The organism is Terriglobales bacterium (assembly GCA_035764005.1).
Lineage (GTDB): Bacteria > Acidobacteriota > Terriglobia > Terriglobales > Acidobacteriaceae > Gp1-AA112.
On sequence record DASTZZ010000127.1, the window covers coordinates 1 to 19,093 of the forward strand.

General features: G+C 56.7%; 18 protein-coding genes and 1 riboswitch. Of the genes, 9 read left to right on the top strand and 9 right to left on the bottom strand.

Features of this window, described 5'->3' with window-relative positions:
- The 6 genes from VFU50_21315 to VFU50_21340 form a co-directional block, all read right to left on the bottom strand.
- A partial coding sequence (locus VFU50_21315) for a TIGR04295 family B12-binding domain-containing radical SAM protein (GenBank protein HEU5235411.1) occupies nucleotides 1–1,259 on the bottom strand: 1,259 nt, incomplete at its 3' end.
- Nucleotides 1,259–2,368: a GDP-mannose 4,6-dehydratase gene (locus VFU50_21320; GenBank protein HEU5235412.1), complete on the bottom strand. Its 1,110-nt coding sequence runs from the start codon at nucleotides 2,366–2,368 to the stop codon at nucleotides 1,259–1,261. The genes VFU50_21315 and VFU50_21320, both read right to left, overlap by 1 nt.
- 35 nt (nucleotides 2,369–2,403) lie before the next feature.
- On the bottom strand, nucleotides 2,404–3,525 hold the full coding sequence (locus VFU50_21325) for an NAD-dependent epimerase/dehydratase family protein (protein HEU5235413.1): 1,122 nt from the start codon (nucleotides 3,523–3,525) through the stop codon (nucleotides 2,404–2,406).
- 14 nt (nucleotides 3,526–3,539) lie between these two features.
- Nucleotides 3,540–4,472, bottom strand: a complete 933-nt coding sequence (locus VFU50_21330) for a beta-xylosidase (GenBank protein HEU5235414.1) — start codon at nucleotides 4,470–4,472, stop codon at nucleotides 3,540–3,542.
- 24 nt (nucleotides 4,473–4,496) lie between these two features.
- Nucleotides 4,497–5,342, bottom strand: a complete 846-nt coding sequence (locus VFU50_21335) for a TIGR04290 family methyltransferase (protein ID HEU5235415.1) — start codon at nucleotides 5,340–5,342, stop codon at nucleotides 4,497–4,499.
- A gap of 260 nt (nucleotides 5,343–5,602) precedes the next feature.
- Nucleotides 5,603–7,048, bottom strand: coding sequence for a sigma-54 dependent transcriptional regulator (locus VFU50_21340; protein ID HEU5235416.1), 1,446 nt, complete (start codon nucleotides 7,046–7,048; stop codon nucleotides 5,603–5,605).
- A 416-nt stretch (nucleotides 7,049–7,464) separates the two neighbouring features.
- Between VFU50_21340 and uvrA the strand changes: the two genes are divergently transcribed.
- The 9 genes from uvrA (at nucleotide 7,465) to bshB1 (ending at nucleotide 16,490) form a co-directional block, all read left to right on the top strand.
- On the top strand, nucleotides 7,465–10,419 hold the full coding sequence (uvrA, locus tag VFU50_21345; GenBank protein HEU5235417.1) for an excinuclease ABC subunit UvrA: 2,955 nt from the start codon (nucleotides 7,465–7,467) through the stop codon (nucleotides 10,417–10,419).
- The gene (locus VFU50_21350; GenBank protein HEU5235418.1) at nucleotides 10,379–11,719 is read left to right on the top strand and encodes a tetratricopeptide repeat protein; all 1,341 of its coding nucleotides are present in this window, start codon (nucleotides 10,379–10,381) and stop codon (nucleotides 11,717–11,719) included. Before uvrA ends, VFU50_21350 begins: the two co-directional genes overlap by 41 nt.
- Nucleotides 11,716–12,165, top strand: a complete 450-nt coding sequence (locus tag VFU50_21355) for a hypothetical protein (protein HEU5235419.1) — start codon at nucleotides 11,716–11,718, stop codon at nucleotides 12,163–12,165. The genes VFU50_21350 and VFU50_21355 overlap by 4 nt, the downstream gene beginning before the upstream one ends.
- Before the next feature lie 8 nt (nucleotides 12,166–12,173).
- Nucleotides 12,174–12,707 (top strand): hypothetical protein, encoded by a 534-nt coding sequence (locus VFU50_21360; GenBank protein ID HEU5235420.1) that lies wholly within the window; start codon nucleotides 12,174–12,176, stop codon nucleotides 12,705–12,707.
- 173 nt (nucleotides 12,708–12,880) lie between these two features.
- Nucleotides 12,881–13,567 carry a M48 family peptidase gene (locus tag VFU50_21365; protein ID HEU5235421.1) on the top strand — a complete coding sequence of 229 codons (687 nt, stop codon included), beginning with the start codon at nucleotides 12,881–12,883 and terminating at the stop codon, nucleotides 13,565–13,567.
- A 153-nt stretch (nucleotides 13,568–13,720) separates the two neighbouring features.
- A complete protein-coding gene (locus VFU50_21370) occupies nucleotides 13,721–14,617 on the top strand; it encodes a farnesyl diphosphate synthase (GenBank protein ID HEU5235422.1) in 897 nt (298 codons plus the stop codon).
- A gap of 51 nt (nucleotides 14,618–14,668) precedes the next feature.
- Nucleotides 14,669–14,732, top strand: a riboswitch (Fluoride riboswitch).
- A 48-nt stretch (nucleotides 14,733–14,780) separates the two neighbouring features.
- Nucleotides 14,781–15,155, top strand: a complete 375-nt coding sequence (crcB, locus tag VFU50_21375) for a fluoride efflux transporter CrcB (GenBank protein HEU5235423.1) — start codon at nucleotides 14,781–14,783, stop codon at nucleotides 15,153–15,155.
- A gap of 207 nt (nucleotides 15,156–15,362) precedes the next feature.
- Nucleotides 15,363–15,704, top strand: coding sequence for a DUF190 domain-containing protein (locus VFU50_21380; protein HEU5235424.1), 342 nt, complete (start codon nucleotides 15,363–15,365; stop codon nucleotides 15,702–15,704).
- A gap of 3 nt (nucleotides 15,705–15,707) precedes the next feature.
- The gene (gene bshB1 / locus VFU50_21385) at nucleotides 15,708–16,490 is read left to right on the top strand and encodes a bacillithiol biosynthesis deacetylase BshB1 (protein HEU5235425.1); all 783 of its coding nucleotides are present in this window, start codon (nucleotides 15,708–15,710) and stop codon (nucleotides 16,488–16,490) included.
- 266 nt (nucleotides 16,491–16,756) lie between these two features.
- Here bshB1 and ndk read toward each other — a convergent pair whose 3' ends face one another.
- The 3 genes from ndk to sucC form a co-directional block, all read right to left on the bottom strand.
- Nucleotides 16,757–17,182: a nucleoside-diphosphate kinase gene (gene ndk, locus VFU50_21390; GenBank protein HEU5235426.1), complete on the bottom strand. Its 426-nt coding sequence runs from the start codon at nucleotides 17,180–17,182 to the stop codon at nucleotides 16,757–16,759.
- 15 nt (nucleotides 17,183–17,197) lie between these two features.
- Nucleotides 17,198–18,085 (bottom strand): succinate--CoA ligase subunit alpha, encoded by an 888-nt coding sequence (gene sucD / locus VFU50_21395; GenBank protein HEU5235427.1) that lies wholly within the window; start codon nucleotides 18,083–18,085, stop codon nucleotides 17,198–17,200.
- 14 nt (nucleotides 18,086–18,099) lie between these two features.
- The coding region (gene sucC / locus VFU50_21400; GenBank protein ID HEU5235428.1) for an ADP-forming succinate--CoA ligase subunit beta at nucleotides 18,100–19,093 on the bottom strand (994 nt) is incomplete at its 5' end.

Sequence of the window (19,093 nt, forward strand, 5' to 3'; positions counted from 1 at the left end):
GCAGGCTGTTGCTCCTGAATGTCGCTGTAGCCTTTGTCCTTGAACAGAGAAGTATAGAAGTGGTGCGCGCGTTCCCAAGCAGTATCGTCTGGCGCCTCGCCGAAGGTCTGCACGTACAGCGGGCTTCCCGGAAAGGGAAACATGGGAACCGGCTCGCTCACCCAGACGCCGTGAGCTTTGAGATTCTCCTGCCAACGACGGATCTCGGCTTTGTCATCCTTTTCGGTCAGGATGAGATTCGCCTGTACCCAGGGAATTCTTTGCCGCGCGTAGATCAGCAGTTCGCCGATTCGCTGAGTGTCGATACGGCAGTTCTTGTTCAGCTCTTCGCGTCCTTCTTCCGTAATCGACTCGATGCCGCACTCCATGGAAATGCAATGCGCGCGGCCGAGCAGACCCAGCGTTTCTTCATTCCACAAATCGATGCGCGTTTGGAAACCGATCTTCAATGGCCGCTCCGCGATCCCTTCGAGCAGCCGCAGCACGTTCTTGCCCACGCCGAAGATCTCGTCGATGAAGTAGATGTAATCGACTCCGCGCGCGATCAGCGCGTCGATTTCTGAGAGAAGATCTTCGACACTGCGCTCGCGGAATTTATTGCGAAACAGTGTCTTGTTGCAGAAGGTGCAGGCCCACGGACATCCGCGCGCGAACTCGAGTTCCGCGCCATGACCCTCGCCGCTGAACACGTGATGACGATGCCGGTGCAGCTCGACCGGATAGTTATGGAAGTCGAGCGCGCCAAGCGCTTTCATATCGGTGACGCCAAGCTGGGCACTGATGTGCTCGCCTTTGTCGTCGCGCCAGCAGCAGCCGGCGATATCCAGCCACGGCGTTCTTCCCAATTGCGGAATTGTCTGATCAGGCTCACCGCGCATGGCGATGTCACAGCCGGTTTTGCGGATAGTGGCAGCAGGTGTAGCAGACGGATGCGGTCCAATCGCGACTTGCGTTCCCCATCCTCGTAGCGCCTGGAACCATTCTTTCGGAACTCGGAGCTCTGGAGGCGGACACCGCCAGAAGAGGTACGAAGGAGCAGTAGGAACGATGAGAAAATCCGGATTGAAGTCCCGAATCTTCGGCGCAACCTCATTCGTGCTCAAGTTCTCCACCTGAGCATCAACAAGGAAAGGCTCATCTCCGCCCTGCTGCACTTGCTGGCAAGCAAACAGCAGTTCCAGCGGATAGTGCGGGTCGGTGCAGCCGAAGTAGGTCGATCCCGTGAAGTTCCAATTCGGGTTTACAAATGCGTACTTCATTACGCCGTCCTCTCGAGCAGTCCCAAGCCTGCCGCCAGAGGAGCTTCCAGTTCTCGAGCAGCGGGAGCCTCGCCGAAGATCTCCGGATGCTCGCGCCAGAAGTTGTAAATGGCCTGCAGCGTCTCTCGCACGGACGCCTTCGGTTTCCAGCCGGTGTGCTGCGTGAGCTTCGAGTAATCGCTCACGTAAATGAGCTGATCGCCAGGCCGACGCCGCTCGTGCGAGTAGCGCAGTCGCTTGCCCGTCATCGCCGAAATCTGATCGATCAATTCGACGAGAGAAACTGTGTTGTCAGGTCCGCCGCCAACGTTGTAGATCTGGCCGGCTGTTTTCTGTAGCGAGGAGCGAACAGCATCGAACGCGCGTACCAGATCGCCTACATAGAGAACATCGCGTACTTGGCGGCCGTCGCCGTAGATCACGAGCGGCGCGCCGCGCAATGTGGTGTACAGGAAATGCGCTACCCAGCCTTGGTCCTCGTTCCCATACTGCATTTCGCCGGCGATGCATGACATGCGGAAGACAACGGTGGGCAGGCCGTACATCCGCGAGTACTCGCGAACGTACTGGTCAGCAGCACCTTTTGAGCAGCCGTACGGCGAATGGAAATCGAGCTGCTGATCCTCGGAGACGGCTTTCCGCCCGGCATAGCCGTACCGGCTCACACTGCTCGTCAGCGGCTCGTCGAGCATCTCGCCGTAGACTTTGTTGGTGGAGGTGAACAGAACAAAAGGCCGGTTGCCGGACAGTCGGGCTGCCTCAAGAACATTGAAACTTCCAATGCAGTTCGTCTCAAAATCGCATCGAGGATCAGCCACAGAAGTAGTGACGGCGACCTGCGCTGCGAAATGGTAAATCTCGCTTGCATCGCGAGCTGCGCGTTGAACCGCATTGGCATCGCGAACGTCTCCGATGGTCACGCGCAATCTGCCGGATTTCCCGGCAGCTTTCTTAAGCTGTTCCAGATTGTGCTGCACGCCTTTACGCGAGAGATTGTCAAAGATATGGACGCGAGCCTCTGTATCGACCAGTAGATGACGCGCCAGGTTCGCGCCAATAAATCCGGCTCCGCCAAAGATCAGCGCTGACCGGTTTTCGTCTCGATTCACTATTCGCCTCTGTTTCCTTTGTTTGGTTCTCGGCGTTAAGCCGTGAGCCCAAATGTCTGCAGTTCCGCAACCATCTTTTCCGCTTTATCGTCCGCGGTCTGTTCGCGCAGCCAATCCACCATTTCCTTGATGCCCTGATCGAAGTTGACCTTCGGCTCGTAGCCGAGCAACTCACGCGCCTTGCTCACGTCGCCGAAGCAGTGGCGAATGTCTCCGGCACGATATTTACCGGTGATCTCGCAGGGCATATCAACCTTGAGCGCACGTGAGAGCGAATCCGCAACCTCCTGAATGGAAACCGGCATTCCGGAACCTACATTCAGAGCGTGTCCGTTAGCCTTGTCGGAAGTCATCGCCAGCATATTGGCTGCGACTACATCGTGGACGCTGACGAAGTCGCGCATCTGGCGGCCATCTTCGAACACTAGCGGCGCATGGCGGTTGAGTAGACGCGAGGCAAAGATCGCCGCCACGCCTGTATATGGATTCGACAGAGCCTGCCGTGTGCCATAGATGTTGAAATAACGCAGTGCCACGACCGGCAGATCGTAGGTCCGGCCGTAGAGCAAGCAAAGCTCTTCCTGATCTTTCTTCGAGAGCGCGTACACCGAAGTACACTGCAGCGGCTTGGCTTCTGTGGTTGGAGCAGGCGTAAGCTCGACGCCACACTTTGGGCAAAGCACCTCCCAGCGCTTGGTCAGCAATTGATCGGATCCCCGCGGAGCAGGCGCGACATCTCCGCAGTTGGCGCAGAGATACTGGCCTTCTCCATAAATAGACATCGACGACGCCAGCACCAGCTTCTCGATCCGGTTTTTGCTATCGAGCAGCGCTTGCAGCAGAATCGCTGTGCCCTGGGTGTTCGCCGACATGTAGTCGGCGATCTGATACATCGACTGGCCTACGCCCACGGCAGCGGCGAGATGGAAGACCACGTCTACGTTGTCGATCGCTCTCCGAACCGCAGCAGCATCGCGCATGTCTCCCGCCATGAGTTCCACTTCGGGAGAGAGATAATCCGGGGCTCCGTTCCCGTGTACCTGCGGGGAGAGGCTGTCGAAAACGCGAACCTCGTGTCCGGCTTCAAGCAGGGCATCGGCCAGGTGCGAACCTACGAATCCAGCACCACCTGTGATCAGAATTTTCTTTGCGCTCATTTGGCTCCAATTCGTTATCTGGTTACAGGTTCGGATGCGTAAGCTGCATCCGCCTTATCTCCCTGCTTTCGCGCCGCATACCGCGTGACCGCCCACTCGGCGAACTCCGCAAACGTGTTTGGGTCCTTCGGCGGACTGGTGTAATGCGGAGCTACGCCCAGATGCTCCGGCGTGAAACAAAGCGTCATAGTTACTTCAAAGTCCTCAAGGGCACCCATCTGGCGATCGAACCACGCTTCGGCGTTCTCACGATAGCTGTCTGCCCAGCTCACGCCTGTGCGCAAATAGCGCACGCCTAGCCGATGGAGCCACTCGACCGCTGGATCAAGGCGGTGGTCTTCGTAGTGAAACCACTGACAAATCCCGAGGCCGTCGGGAAAATGTTCGGCAGCCAGCTTGGGCGTGCCGTCTTCGCGCAGCAGCCCCATGTAGTAGTGGCGATAGTACGAGCTGCCTTCGGCTTCTTTGTGGCGAGTGGTTGCGGTCCAAGAGGCTGGCAGATCGTAGAGGCTATACCAATGGATTCGATCTACACGTCCTCTCAGAAGCTCTGCCATGCGCTGCAGGCCAAAGAGTTGGACCTCTTCAGCTCCGAACGACGATGCGCCGACCTCCGAGATCCAGATGGGCAGCTTGGTCACGGCGCGGATTTCATCCAGCTTCGCCGGCCACTCGTTTACGTTCCAGTGATTCCAATCGAGAGGAAAGCCGTGAAGCGCGACGACATCAACCGCATCGAGAACGCCATGCGTTCCCAGCAGCTGAATGAAATGTGGGTCGATCGGAGAGATTCCGCCGAGCACAATCGGCAAGTCCGGATTCACCCGGCGGATCGCTTTGGCGGCAATGATCGCCATCTCGGCAAACATCTTCCAGTCGGTGTCGATTTTGAAGTCCCAGTGGGAAAGATTGTTTGGCTCATTCCAGAGCATTACCGCTTCAACCATGAGTCCTCGTCCCTGTCGAATGTGCTACAGCGTTCCTGAAAGTTCTAAATCGAAAATGTACTTGCCGTCGCGCTGCACGCGCCGCGGCTCGCACACGTATGTTTCTGCCTCGGGATGGGCTACGATCTCCAGCCCCGAGCTGCGCAGCATGCCTTCCACCGCTCCGCGATTAGGGATCCACCAGTTCGTGGGATCACTCGCATAGCTGTGCTCGATGAAGTACATGCATGGGAAATCCGGATCTTTGAACGGGTGCATGTCCCAGAACTGGTAATCCTCGTTCCACTGCCGCTCCTCCTGAGAACCGCGCATCATGCTCTGGAAGAACAGCCTCCCTCGGACTTTCTTGATGATCTTGTCCAGTGCATAGAGCGGATAGCGGAGATGGTAAAAGACGCCCAGGAAGAGAACGTAGTCGAACTGGCCCTCGATCTGATCGACGTCGTATACCGAGCGTTTCTCGAATTCGATTTCCAGCCTGAGGGTCTCCGCCGCGAAACGAGCTTGGTTTAAATAACGATCATCGACATCGACGCCGAGCACACGCCCAGCACCTCTTTTCTTGAGGGCGATCGAGTAAAAGCCGCCATTGCAGCCGATGTCGAGTACCGACGCTCCCTGCATATCCTCGGGAAACGCTTTGCAGATGTGTTTCCACTTCACATTAGGGAAATCGCCCAAGAAGTGGTTCGGCGCCGTCCAGACACCATTAATGTTGATGTTATGAAACCAATCCCCGAGCGAGTTGATGCGCTGGGCCAACTCCGATGCGGCGCTCTCGTCCCAAAGGTTTCCGTGTTGCTGGATTTCGCTGGATTCTGCTTCTGGCTGGATGTCGATAACTAGCTGGCGGTTTTGCTCTGCCTGCACCGCTTGTCCTCCCGCTGCTGCGAAGCCTCCACGAAGTGCCGGATCTGACTTGTTAGCGGAGATTGAGATTATTTGCTGCTTGAACTCGAAGCCGGAGAGAAGGCCGACTACCCGGAACAGCAACCAACACAGGGGATTAGAGGGAAAGGAACTTACCTTGGATGCCTGTGGAAAGCGTCAAGCCGCGCCACCCATCTTCATGCAATCGCAGGAAATGCTCTCAGAATCTGCGCCATGGAGCCCCTTGGCTGCAACATTTGTCATGCAGGAGAGGCATTCGAGGTTGTGGCATCTTGTTTCTTGCGCTCGTATTCACGCAAACGGCGATACAGGGTGGTCTTCCCGATTCCGAGCATCTGAGCCGCCAAGAGTTTGTCGCCCTTGGCTTCAGCTACTGCGTTAAGGATGGCGTGGCGCTCGACTTCTGCGATGGGCACCACTCTGCCGATCCGACGCAGCGGCTCTTCGCTCGGAGGACGCGAGGCATTCAGTCGCGCGCTGATCTGGGTGGGGAAATCTATAGGCTCCAGCATCTTTCCGCTACTGAGAGCGACCGCCCGCTCGACAAAATTCTCCAACTCTCGCACGTTCCCTGGCCAGGAGTAGCTCTTCAACAGACGCAGAGCCTCCCGAGAGATTTCCTTTCGCGGCTGACCAGTGGTCCTGGCGATCCTGTCAAGAAAGGTATCGATGAGATCATCAAGATCATCCATGCGCTGGCGGAGTGGAGAGAGCTTCAGCGTAACCACGTTCAGGCGGAAATAAAGGTCCTTACGGAAGCGGCCGTCTTTTACATCTTCCTCCAGCTTTCGGTTTGTCGCGGCAATCACTCGCACGTCGATGCGGATGCGCCGGTTGCTTCCCACCGGACGAATCTCCTTCTCCTGGAGTGCTCGGAGGAGCTTTGCCTGGAGTTCTAGTGGGAGTTCTCCGATTTCGTCGAGGAAGACGGTTCCACCTTCAGCAATCTTCAGAAGGCCGTCTTTGGAGCGCTCGGCTCCGGTAAACGCTCCGCGCTCGTGACCAAAGAGCTCGCTTTCCATCAGCGTGGAAACCAGAGTGCCGCAGTCCACGGGGACAAATGGACAACCGTGGCGTGGCCCGCTGTAGTGGATGGCGCGGGCAACCAGTTCCTTTCCCGTGCCGCTCTCGCCCAGGATCAGCACAGGATGGATGTTGCCGGCGATCTTACCGATTAGCTTGTAGAGCTTCATCATCGCAGGCGTCTTACCCACGATGCCATAGGCTCCGTCGGCATCCGGCGACTCACGCATAATGCTGTGCTGGCCTGCTTCAATGCGGTACTGTTCCATCGCGCGCTCGATTGTATGCCGCAAAGCCAAGGGGTCCAATGGCTTTGCAAGATAATCGAAGGCGCCGGTTTTGGCTGCCCGCACCGCCGCAGCATAACTGGGGGCGTCGGAAATCATGACGACCTGCGTTTCTGGATACCAGTAGTGAGTGTGGCGGAGAAGCTCCAGGTCCTGAGCTCCGGGAAGCTCCTGGCTAAGAAGGAGAATATCGACCAGCCCCGACTCGAGCGCGTCCATCACCGTGTCGGCATCGAGCGCCTCGCGGATCGTGAGCCTTACATCTGTAAGAACTTCCCGGCAGAGTTCGAGAGAAGAGGACTCTGCATCCGCAACGAGAAGATCGGAAGGATTCAGCGAGTTGAGAGAAGAGCCGAAAGGCGACGGATCAGCCATCCGATAACCCGCCCGAGAACCCACAGACCAGAATGGATGGTTGATTCACCTCAGCGCCAGTTGCAGAGCGAGTTCCAATCCAACAAGCGCTAAGTTGTTCAAAATGCAATTCAAACTGGTCTTAATTGACGCGTGGTCCGGTCATTTTAGGAATGAAGGTCGAGAGCTGGCTTCGCAATCTCAATCTAAGTCCAATGGATATAGAAATATAGGCGGAAATCAAAGGCATTCCCAAATTGGCTCCAATTGCCAAAACGGGAAGATGCTCCATCGGCGTTTTCGAGATGTTTTCTTCGTGCTGACAGGCCTCCTCGCTGCTGCCGGGGCGTCCGCCAGGCAAGTTCAAGACGGTATAATCAAAGATTCCCCTCTGCCTCCCGACCCTTCCTGAGTGCAGCGGGAATAGGTCTTACCGGATGTCGAATGAGAGCATCGTGGTGCGCGGCGCACGCGTCCATAACCTGAAAAATGTGGATTTTGAGATCCCGCATAACACCTTGACCGTGGTGACGGGGGTGTCGGGTTCCGGAAAATCATCTCTGGCGTTCGACACCATCTATGCTGAGGGCCAGCGCCGGTACGTTGAGTCACTCTCCGCCTACGCGCGCCAGTTCCTGGAACGAATCGAGAAGCCGGACGTCGATCTGATCGACGGCATCTCTCCCGCGATCGCAATCCGGCAGAAGAACACCACACGCAACCCTCGGTCCACGGTCGCGACCGCGACGGAAATCTACGACTATTTGCGCCTGCTTTTTGCTCGGATTGGGAAGACGTTCTGCATTAATTGCGGAACGGAAGTAAAGAAGGACACGGTTGACGAGGTCTTCGCCGCTTTGAGCGAACTGCCGGAGGGTACGCGCTTTAACGTGCTCTTTCCCGTGCTCCCAACAACTCCGCAGAATGCGGCCGACAAAAAAAGCAAACGTGGACGGGCCAAAGCTTCGGCAAAGACAAATGGCGGATTGAGCGATCAACTCAAAGATCGTCTTGGAGAGTTGCGCCGGCGCGGATTCAATCGCCTGTACCAGAACGGGAACATCTTTGAGTTCTCGACACCGGAGTCCTTGCTGGAGCTGAGCTTCGCAGAACCGGTGTTCGTGCTGGTCGATCGTATCGCCTTCGCGCCCGACCAGCGCGCACGCATCGTCGATGCGTTAGAGATCGGCTATCGCGAGTCTGGCGAGGCCATCTTCGAAATTGTTCCGCGCGACGAGAGTCCGCGCCGCCAGCTTCGTTTCTCGCAGCGCTTCGAGTGCAAGACCTGCGGACGCAAGTATGAAGAGCCGGAGCCGCGATTGTTCTCGTTCAACAATCCATACGGCGCCTGCCAGCGTTGTCAGGGATTCGGCAACACCATCGATTTCGATCTCAATCTGGTCATTCCCAATCCGCTGCTCACGTTGAACGATGGCGCAATCGAGCCGTGGACCAAGCCGAAGTACCGCGTCTTCCAAACCGAGCTGAAGAGGTTCGCAAAAGTTCATGGCATTCCGCTCGACGTGCCCTGGTGCGACCTCGAAGAAGATCAGCGTCTGCTAATTCTTCAGGGCGAAGGAAAATTTCCGGGCATTACGGGGTTCTTCTCGCTCCTGGAGCGCAAGAAATACAAGCTCCATGTACGGGTGTTCCTGAGCCGATATCGCGGTTACGCGACTTGCCAGGATTGCCAGGGACAGCGCCTGCGCGCCGAAGCACGCAATGTGAAGATCAATGGCAAGAACATCTGCGATGTGACCGCGATGACCGTCGAGCAGGCGGGGCGCTTTATCGCAGAGGTAAAGCTGACGGCACACGAGGCGGAAATCGCAGACAAGATTCTCGAGGAGCTTCGAGATCGCCTCGGGTTCTTGAACAGTGTCGGTCTCGAATACCTGACACTTGATCGGACCGCGTCAACTCTCTCCGGCGGCGAGTCGCAGCGCATTCAACTCGCAACCTCGCTGGGGTCGCGTTTGGTCGGAGCGCTCTACGTTCTCGACGAGCCCTCGATTGGATTGCATAGCCGGGACACGGATCGGCTCGTGCGAATCCTTCACGAACTGCGCGATCTCGGAAACACCATTCTTGTGGTTGAGCACGATCCGGAAGTAATGGCCGCGTCGGACCGCATTGTCGATCTCGGACCGGGAGCCGGCGAGCTTGGCGGCAAGATCATTGCTGCGGGCACTTACGGCGAAATCTCGCGCAATACGCAATCGCTCACCGGTCGTTATCTTAGCCATAATCTCGCGATTCCAATTCCGTCTACACGGCGCAAAGCTTCCGGCGAACTTCGCCTGATTGGCGCGCGGGCGAACAACCTGAAGAACATCAACGTAACCATCCCGCTGGGGATGCTGGTGGCCATAACTGGCGTTTCCGGTTCGGGAAAATCGACGCTTGTGCATGATGTTCTATATAAGGCCACGGCTGCTGTCACGGGCAGTACCGATGCGGGAAGCGCAGCCGGACTCTTCCAGCGGCTCGAAGGTGGAGAGCTGATCAAAGAAGTAATCCTGGTTGATCAGTCACCGATCGGCCGCACCCCACGCTCCAACCCCGTGACCTACATCAAGGCGTTCGACGCGATCCGTGAACTCTTCGCGTCTCTTCCGGAGGCGCAGAAGCGCGGCTACAGCGCGGGGCACTTCTCGTTCAATGTTCCTGGCGGACGCTGCGAGGCCTGCCAGGGTGATGGGACTGTCACCGTGGAAATGCAGTTCCTGGCAGATGTCGAACTTACGTGCGAAGAATGCCGGGGCACGCGTTATAAACCTACGCTTCTCGAGATTCGCTACAAGGGCAAGAACATCCACGATGTCCTCAATCTCACCGTGAAGGAGTCGCTGCAGTTCTTCGCTGGCGTCCCGAAGATTACCGACAAGCTGCGGGTTCTGGAAGAAGTTGGACTCGGATACCTGCGGCTTGGGCAGTCGGCGACGACGCTAAGTGGAGGCGAAGCTCAACGCATGAAGTTGGCCGCGCATTTGACTCCGCGAGTCGGTGATGGACGCGGCAATCGAGATGAAGAATCCGAAAATGGCTCGCGATCGCGCCGGTCGGCTGCACGACGCACTCTCTACATATTCGACGAGCCGACTACAGGTCTGCACTTCGACGACGTGAGCAAGCTGCTTGCGGCCTTTCGACGGCTCATCGAAGCAGGTGGCTCTTTAATCGTGATTGAGCATAATCTAGATGTAATCAAAGCAGCCGACTGGGTGATCGATCTCGGTCCCGAAGGCGGCGCACGTGGCGGTGAGGTCGTCGCCACCGGCACGCCTGAGGCGATCGCGCGTAACAAGAGATCGCATACCGGTCAGTGGCTCGCGCGTGTTTTGTCGAAGAATGGGAACTCGTCTTCTAACGGTGATGCGCTGGTGCAGTAAGAGATTTATCCCACTGCTTCTGTGCGCTCTGGTTGCGTCTGGATTCGCTCAAGACACTGCACGATCCGTTCGGCATCATCCTGTCGCTGTCGCGGAAGATCCTGCTTCGGATCTTCTCGATCAGGCCGAAACATTGCTCAGCAAAGGCGATGCTGCCGGAGCAAAGCCGCTTTTAGAGCAAGCCACCCAAAAAAATCCCAAGAGCTATCAGGCGTGGTACGACCTCGGCTACGCCGAACAGGCGCTGAACGAGCATGATCGGGCAATCGCTGCATATCGCAAGTCGCTCGAAATAAATCCCAAGGTATTCGAAGCCAATCTCAATTTGGGAATGCTGCTCGCTTCAGGAGGCCAGAGAGATGAAGGCGCCAAATACCTGAAGGCCGCAACCGAACTGCAGCCGGCGAGCCATCCTGAGCGGAGCAGAGAGCATGCATGGCTCACACTCGGACAGATCCTCCTACCGAGCGATTCAGCCGGAGCTGAACAAGCTTTCCTCAGCGCATCGAAGATGGCGCCGAACGATCCGCAACCGCATTTGCTGCTTGGCGAGTTGTATGAAAACTCCGGCAAGCTTGACCAGGCCAAAGCGCAGTATCAGCAAAGCCTCAGCGCAACGGATACTCAGCAACGTGCGCAGGCACTGCGCGGACTGGTGAACGTCGCTGTCGCCTCAAAGCAATATGCCGAGGCGGAAACAAACGTGCGGCAGTATCTTGTCACCGCGCCCAACGACTCTCAAGCGCATCTGCTTCTGGGACGCCTTCTGGCCGCTCAAGGCAAGAATGACGAAGCACTTCATGAGCTAGACGCAGCCGGCAACCAAAATGATCCGGCCGTGCTGCGCGAAAAAGCCGCGCTACTCAGCGCCGTTCATCGCGAGACTGATGCCATTCCTATTTACAAACTGCTCGTTGGCACGAGCAGCAACGACGCACAGCTTCGCTACGAGTACGGCCTCGCGCTCATGCATGAGCACCAATGGGCGCCTGCGGAGGAGCAACTGCTGGCCGCCGTCAAGTTGAATCCCAATTTGGCTCCGGCGTATGGCGACCTAGCGGTAGTTGCGTCCGACAATCAGCAGTACGATCTCACCTTGAAGGCGCTGGAGATTCGCACTAAGCTGCTGGGCGACAATCCTGGAACGTTCTTCCTGCGTGCGACGGCCTTGGATCATTTGCGGCGCTTTCCGGAAGCCACGGAAAATTATCGCCAATTCCTCGCGGCGGCAAACGGAAAGTATCCTGACGAAGAATGGAAGGCCCGGCACCGGTTGATTGCGATTGAGAAGCTGAAATGAAGCGGATCCTCATCATTGTTTGCGTGCTGTCATCATTTTCGCTTGCTGATAAGCCGGGCACGACACCCGAACAGCAAGAAGCAGCGAAGATCGAGCAACTCAAGCAGAAGGTCGAGCACGACTCAGAACGCGAAATCTGCTACAACTCCGCCGAACTGGTGCGCGATCTGGTCGAGCAGTTCAACAACCAGATGAATGCCGGCGAACTCAAGCCCGCGCAGCAGACGCTCAACGACATCGGTACCTACGCCGAGAAAGCGCGCGATGCTGGTAAGAAGAGTCACCATAAGCTGAAGCAGGCGGAGCTGACGCTGCACAAGTCGGCGCGGCGCCTTTCCGACATCGCTCAGGCACTCTCGGTGGAAGATCGAGACGCGATCGAGAAAGTGGTGAAAAAGATCGAAGCCGCCGACGACGACATTTTGAATCAGGTCTTCAAGAATTGAGGCCCTCTATGCGCATTCGTTCAATAGGATTGGCAGCCGTGCTGATTGTGACGTCGGCGCCGCTGTGGTCGCAGATCCACGATCGCGATCCGCTCACCGACGCGGAAGTCGACCAGCTCCGCGAGACTGCCATCGAGCCGGAGAAGCGACTCAAGCTGATGGTCGAGTTCACCAAGGCGCGCATGACTTCGCTCGAGCAGGTACGAACAGATCCCAAAGCCAAAGATCGGGGCAAGCGGATGCATGACCTGCTCGAAGACATCTCCACGCTGGTCGATGAAATCGACGACAACGTTGACGACTACGACGAGCGCAGCGCCGATCTGCGCAAGCCGCTGAAGCAAGTTGTAGAAATGGACAGCGACTTTCAGACGAAGCTGCACGAATTGAAGAACGCGGAGAACGACCCCAAGAACATCGACGAAGCCTCTGACTACAAATTCGCACTCGACGATGCGATCGAATCCGTCGATCAAAGCGCCACGACAAATCGCAAGCTGCTCGATGAGCAGAACGTGAAGTTTGCGAAGAAGAAGAAGTGAAGCCCCGTGCGATCGAAAGCCTGGGCGGCAAGGTTGGAATTTCGTGACTCGTGATTGGGTTTTTCAATCACGAAATCACGAAATCGCGCAATCGCGAAACGAGAATGAGTTTGCGCGAGGCAAAGTTGCGCAACAGTAACCGGGCTAGTGCTTACGTGCTAAATTCGATTTAGGTGATCCCCAAGCTGACGGAAATTTTCTTTGAGGCATACCGCGAGCTGCGTCCGCGAGCGCCTTATCCCGAGTTCCACGTCGAGTTCTTCCCATTTTCCAACATCAACAACACCATTCGCCTGCGACAAGGGAAGGTGCTGGTACGCATCTCTGATCTGCTATCCGGAGCGCCGGAAGATGTCCTGCACGCCATCGCGCACATCCTGCTGGCGAAACTGTATCGCAAGGAAATTGAAAGTCGGCACGCGTCGCGCTATCGCCGCTACTTAGGCAGACGCGATGTTTCGCGCAAAGCGCACCTGGTTCGGCAGGAGCGCGGGCGCAAGGTACTGCTGACTGCGCAGGGACGCCACTACAACCTGGAGACCATCTTCGACGACCTCAACATGCGCTTCTTTCATGGACTCCTTGCGCGTCCGCTGATGACATGGAGCCGCCACGTCTCACGGCAGAGCCTTGGACATTACGATCCCGCGCACAATACCATCGTCATCAGCCGCGTCTTCGATCGCGCCGACATGCCGCGCTATGGAATCGAGTACCTCGTCTATCACGAAATGCTTCACCTGAAGCATCCGGTAAAGCTGAATGGGAGCCGGCGCTGCGTTCATCCCAAAGCTTTTCAGGAAGAAGAAAAGCTCTTTCCTGAATTGGAGCAGGCAAAGGCGCTGCTGAAGAGGCTCTGAGCGTCGCAACGCTGAGGCCTGATACTGCCACCAAACTTCTCTCAAACGCAAATTGTGGAAGCGCGAACAGTAGCTCGGCTGCGCGAGGGATGACAGTTCTCTTGTAGAGAGCGTTCGTTTTGCTGTTAAGCCCGTCGTTTATACTCGCCAACAATGCTCAAGGAGACCCTGGCTTCTGGCTGCGCGCTGATCGACTCTACCCTCGACCGTCTCCTTCCGCGCGAGACGCAGGTGCCTGCGTCCATTCACAAAGCCATGCGCCACAGCGTATTCGCGGGCGGAAAGCGACTTCGCCCGGTGCTGTGCATGGAAGCGGCGCGCATGGTGCAGCGCGAAAATCCTGTCGGCGCCTTGCCGCAAGGGATCGAAGAGTTGGGCAGCGCGCTGGAGATGCTGCACACCTATTCGCTGATCCATGACGATCTGCCGGCGCTCGACAATGACGACCTCCGTCGCGGAAAGCCGACTTGCCATGTTGTCTTTGGAGAGGCCACAGCGATTCTCGCCGGCGATGCTTTGCAAACCTATGCGTACGAAGTGCTCAGCAAGCTTCAGGGTCCGGCCGAAAACCGCATCCGCATTGTGCAGGAGATCGCTCATGCAACCGGCACGATTGATGGGATGATCGGCGGCCAGGTACTCGATCTCGAAGCTGAGAATAGTAAGCCGGATGCAAAGATTGTCGAGTACATTCACCGTTCCAAAACCGGGGCGCTGATCACTGCCAGCTTAGTTACGGGTGGGATTTTCGCAGGCGGGACGAACGCCGAGGTCGAACGGCTGCGCGGTTTTGGACGAGCTGTAGGACTCGCGTTTCAAATTGTCGATGACGTGCTGGATGTCACACAGTCGTCTGAACAACTCGGAAAAACTGCCGGAAAAGATACTGCGTCCGAGAAAGCCACTTATCCTGCTGTGTATGGAATTGACGAATCTGTTCACCGAGCCGACGCTCTTATCGCGTCCGGCTGCGCAGCCCTCGATTCCTTCGGCCCGCGCGCGCAGACTTTGAAAGAACTCGCGCACTTTCTCGTGGAAAGAAAAAGTTAGCTGCAAAGCTTAGTGGCTGCGCAGCTTCGCAGCTCTGTCTTAAAATGAATAACGATGTAAGGCGATGGAGTTCGCCTCAACCGCCGCCCCGACGGCTGATGACTCCTACCATCTCACTTCCAGCCTGGCTGGACGGGTGGAAGTCTCGAAGGCAGCGAACTTCATGCGAGCATATCTCTGGGTTTCTCTCGGCGCCATCCTCGGCGCCAACCTCCGTTATTTTGTAAGCCGGCTTGCCGCCAAAGTGGTCTCAACCAACTTTCCTTACGGCACGCTGTTCATCAACATCACCGGTAGTTTCATTTTGGGGCTGTTCATGATCTGGACGACCGAGCGCGTCTTCGTCGATCCGAAATGGCGCTGGCTGGTGGCAATCGGCTTCTGCGGTTCATACACCACGTTCTCCAGTTACGCGTTTGAGACGATTGCTTATTTTGAGCAGGGGCACTGGAGTCTCTTCGCGCTCAACATCCTGAGCAACAATCTGCTTTGCCTGGCAGCCGTGATCGCCGGTGCTGCGGTCGCGCGGGGGATTTAGAGCAGTTTTACCACGGAGACACGGAGGACACGGAGGAAAACACAACCGTTTCTAGTTTCAAGTTTCAGGTTTCGGCAAGGCGTGGTTCCAAAGTATCGATTGACGTAGGCTTTCCCGAAACCTGAAACTTGAAACCTGAAACTCGAAACTCGAAACCCTTTTTGTTGGCTTCTTCTCCGTGTTCTCCGTGCCTCCGTGGTGAAACACATGCCCTCATTTACAATTCCGCCCGTGGCCGTTCAAGTCACTATCTATCTCACCGAAGGCGATGAGTATCAGCGCCGGCCGGCGCACCTGCAGATTCTGAACTACCTGCGCCAGGAAAATATTGCAAATGCGGTTGTGATTCATGCTGTAGCTGGCTTTATTGGACGCAGCCGGGTGAAAACAAGCACGCTGGTTGATGCCGGCGGAAAGCTTCCTCTAGTCGTGCTTTTCGTCGATCAGGACGAGCACGTCACGCGCGTCCTGCCGAAGCTGAAGGAGATGGCCGGCCCGCGGCTGATCGTCAGAGAGAACGTTGTCGTGGAGTCCGGGAGCCTGGCCTAGCTCATGTCAGCCGCAAAGCCGCAGCTATCCACGCAACTCGACATTCTGGCTATCGCCGCTCATCGAGATGACGTTGAGCAAACCTGCGGCGGAACCCTGCTGAAAGCGGCCGAGAACGGTCAGCGCTCCGGCATCCTCGATCTCACCCGCGGGGAAATGGGGACGCGCGGCACTGCTGAAGACCGCGAACGCGAGGCAATGGAGGCTGCGCGGATTCTATGTGTCGGTTGGCGGGAAGCCCTCGACATCCCCGACGGCCGCGTCGAAAACACATGGACGAATCGCCTGAAGATCGCGCAGGTAATCCGCCGCACGAAACCGCGCGTTGTAATCCTCCCATATTGGGAAGGCCGACATCCTGATCATTACACCTGTGCAACCGTCGGCTACGAAGCGTGTTTTCTTGCGGGACTTAAGAAGCTCGAAATTCCGCGCAAGCTGCAGGAAGAAGGCGTTCGGGCTGAAAACTTTGAGAATCTCGCGCCGCATCGCCCTTTCAAGATCGTGTATGCGACGCTCTATCATCACGTTCGTCCGACCTTCGTCGTGGATATCTCCGAGCAGTTCGAAACGCGACTAGCAGCGTTGATGGCCTATAAATCACAGTTCTCAGATCAGGAAGAAGGCAGCGGTATTTTCCCCATGCAGGCTGAGATTCGCGATCGGATTCATTCGATGGCGCGTTTTTACGGAATGCTCGCCGGCGTGAAATACGCCGAGCCGTTCCTGCAGAAAGAAATCGGACTCGTAGACGACCTGCTCAGCATTCCTGTGCAGAGTATCTAGCTCGAACGCACCGGCTCACCAAGTGACTAGTTCAGGCAGCCTTGGTCTAAAACATGTCATCCTGAGCCCTCCTTTGGCGAAGGATCTCCCGGGAAGTTTGAGGTGAAATTGCACTCATGTGGCTCCTCGGCCCATGCTGCCCTACTTTTGGGAGAGGAGCCTTACCGCCAGCAAGAAAGGCCTGAATGTTGCCGGAGATCCTTCGGTCAAAAGCAGGCCTTCAGGATGACAGGTTTTAAAAGATTGACGCCAATACACCCTGCATCTCACTTCGTCAGTTCGTAACCCGCAAAGAAATAGCTCAACTCGAAGCGCGCGGTCTCTTCCGCATCCGATCCGTGGATCGCGTTGGCTTCGATGCTCGCGGCGTGTTTTTTGCGAATGGTTCCATGCTCAGCTTTCGCGGGATCCGTGGCGCCCATGAGCTTTCGCAAATCGGCAATGGCGTTTTCCTTCTCCAGCGCGAGCACAACAATCGGGCCCGATGACATGAACGTCGTCAGCGACTCGAAGAAAGGCCGGCTGGCGTGGACCGCATAGAAGCCTTCTGCCTGACCCTTACTGATCTCGATCATTTTCATGGCGAGAAGGTTGAAGCCGGCGTGCTGCAGCATGGCGAGGATGTCGCCGGTCGCGCCTTTGGCGACCGCGTCCGGCTTAACGATACTGAATGTTCGTTGCAATGTCTTCATTCTTAATGTTTGTCCTTAGCTTGCGCGCGCAGTTGCGCCGATGACTTCGGCCAGGGTTTCGCCGATCATGGCGGGTGATTTTGCGACTTTGATTCCCGCTGCTTCGAGGGCTTTGATCTTCTCGCTCGCAGTGCCGTGTCCGCCGGAGATGATGGCGCCGGCATGGCCCATGCGACGTCCGGGCGGGGCAGTCTGCCCAGCGATGAACGAGACCACTGGCTTGCGCACGTGCTGCTTTACGTAAGCTGCCGCGGTTTCTTCGGCATTGCCGCCGATCTCGCCGATCATGATGATCGCTTCCGTTTCCGGATCTTCATTGAACAGCTTGAGCGCATCGACGAAAGTCGTGCCGATGATCGGATCGCCGCCAATTCCTATAGCCGTTGATTGTCCAATGCCGCGTTGCGAGAGCTGGTAGACGGCTTCGTATGTCAGCGTCCCGGAACGGGAAACGATGCCGATGTTTCCCTGCTTGTGAATGCGGCCGGGCATGATCCCGATCTTGCACTTACCTGGAGAAATGATCCCCGGGCAGTTAGGACCGATGAGACGCGAACGGCGGCCGCGGAGGTATTCCCAGGCGCGGACCATGTCCATGGCAGGAATGCCTTCGGTGATGCAGACAATCAACGGCATGCCGGCATCGGCAGCTTCCATGATCGCGTCAGCGGCAAACGGGGGAGGCACGAAGATCACAGTCGCGTTCGCGCCGGTTTCGCGCATTGCTTCTTCAACGGTGTTGAAAACCGGCCAGCCCTCGTGGATGCTTCCACCTTTTCCCGGAGTAACTCCGCCAACCACCTTCGTTCCGTACTCAGCGCAACCCTTTGCGTGAAATGTACCCTCACGTCCGGTAATGCCCTGGACGATCAGTCGTGTTTTCTGGTCAACAAGTATGGACATGATTTCTGGTGTGATTACCTCGCTGCCGCGACGACTTTTTCAGCAGCATCTTTCATCGTGTTCGCGACAATGAAGTTGAAACCGGATTGCTTCAGAATCTCGCGGCCTTGCTCTACGTTTGTGCCTTCGAGGCGCAATACCACTGGAAGCGCGATCTTGGTTTTCTTCGCCGCTTCGACTACGCCTTTTGCCAGCGTATCCACGCGCAGGATGCCGCCGAAGATATTGATCAGTACTGCCTTCACATTTTTGTCGCTAAGCAGAATCTGGAACGCGTGCTCAACCTGCTCGGCATTCGCACCGCCGCCGACGTCAAGGAAATTCGCCGGCATGCCGCCTGCATATTGAATGATGTCCATCGTCGCCATAGCGAGGCCGGCGCCGTTCACCATGCATGCGATGTTGCCGTCGAGGCGGATGTAATTGAGGCTGTACTTCGACGCTTCGACTTCCAGCGGATCTTCTTCTGCAATGTCGCGTAGCTCTTTAATGTCTTTGTGGCGGAAGAGCGCGTTGTCGTCGAAGTTCATCTTGGCGTCGAGCGCGAAAACGCGGCCATCGGTCGTCGTGATGAATGGATTTATTTCGCAGAGCGAAGCATCGGTCTCGACGGTTGCGCGATACAGCGCAGTCATTAACTGCACCGCTGGATTCACCTGCTCGGGTTTTAATCCAAGCCCAAATGCAAGTTTTCGCGCTTGAAACGGCTGAAAGCCAACTGCGGGATCAATAGTCTCTTTCAAAATCGCTTTCGGATCTTTGGCCGCAACCTCTTCGATCTCCATGCCGCCGGATGCTGACGCCATGAAGACCAGCTTCGATGCGGCGCGATCGAGGACGATTCCCAAATAAAGCTCGCGCTGAATCGGCAGAGTCTCTTCGATGAGCAGGCGCTGAACCTTCTGTCCTTGCGGGCCAGTCTGATGCGTGACCAACTGCATGCCCAGAATCTTGCCTGCAAGTCCGGCGGCTTCGTCGGCGGTCTTGGCCAGCTTCACGCCTCCACCT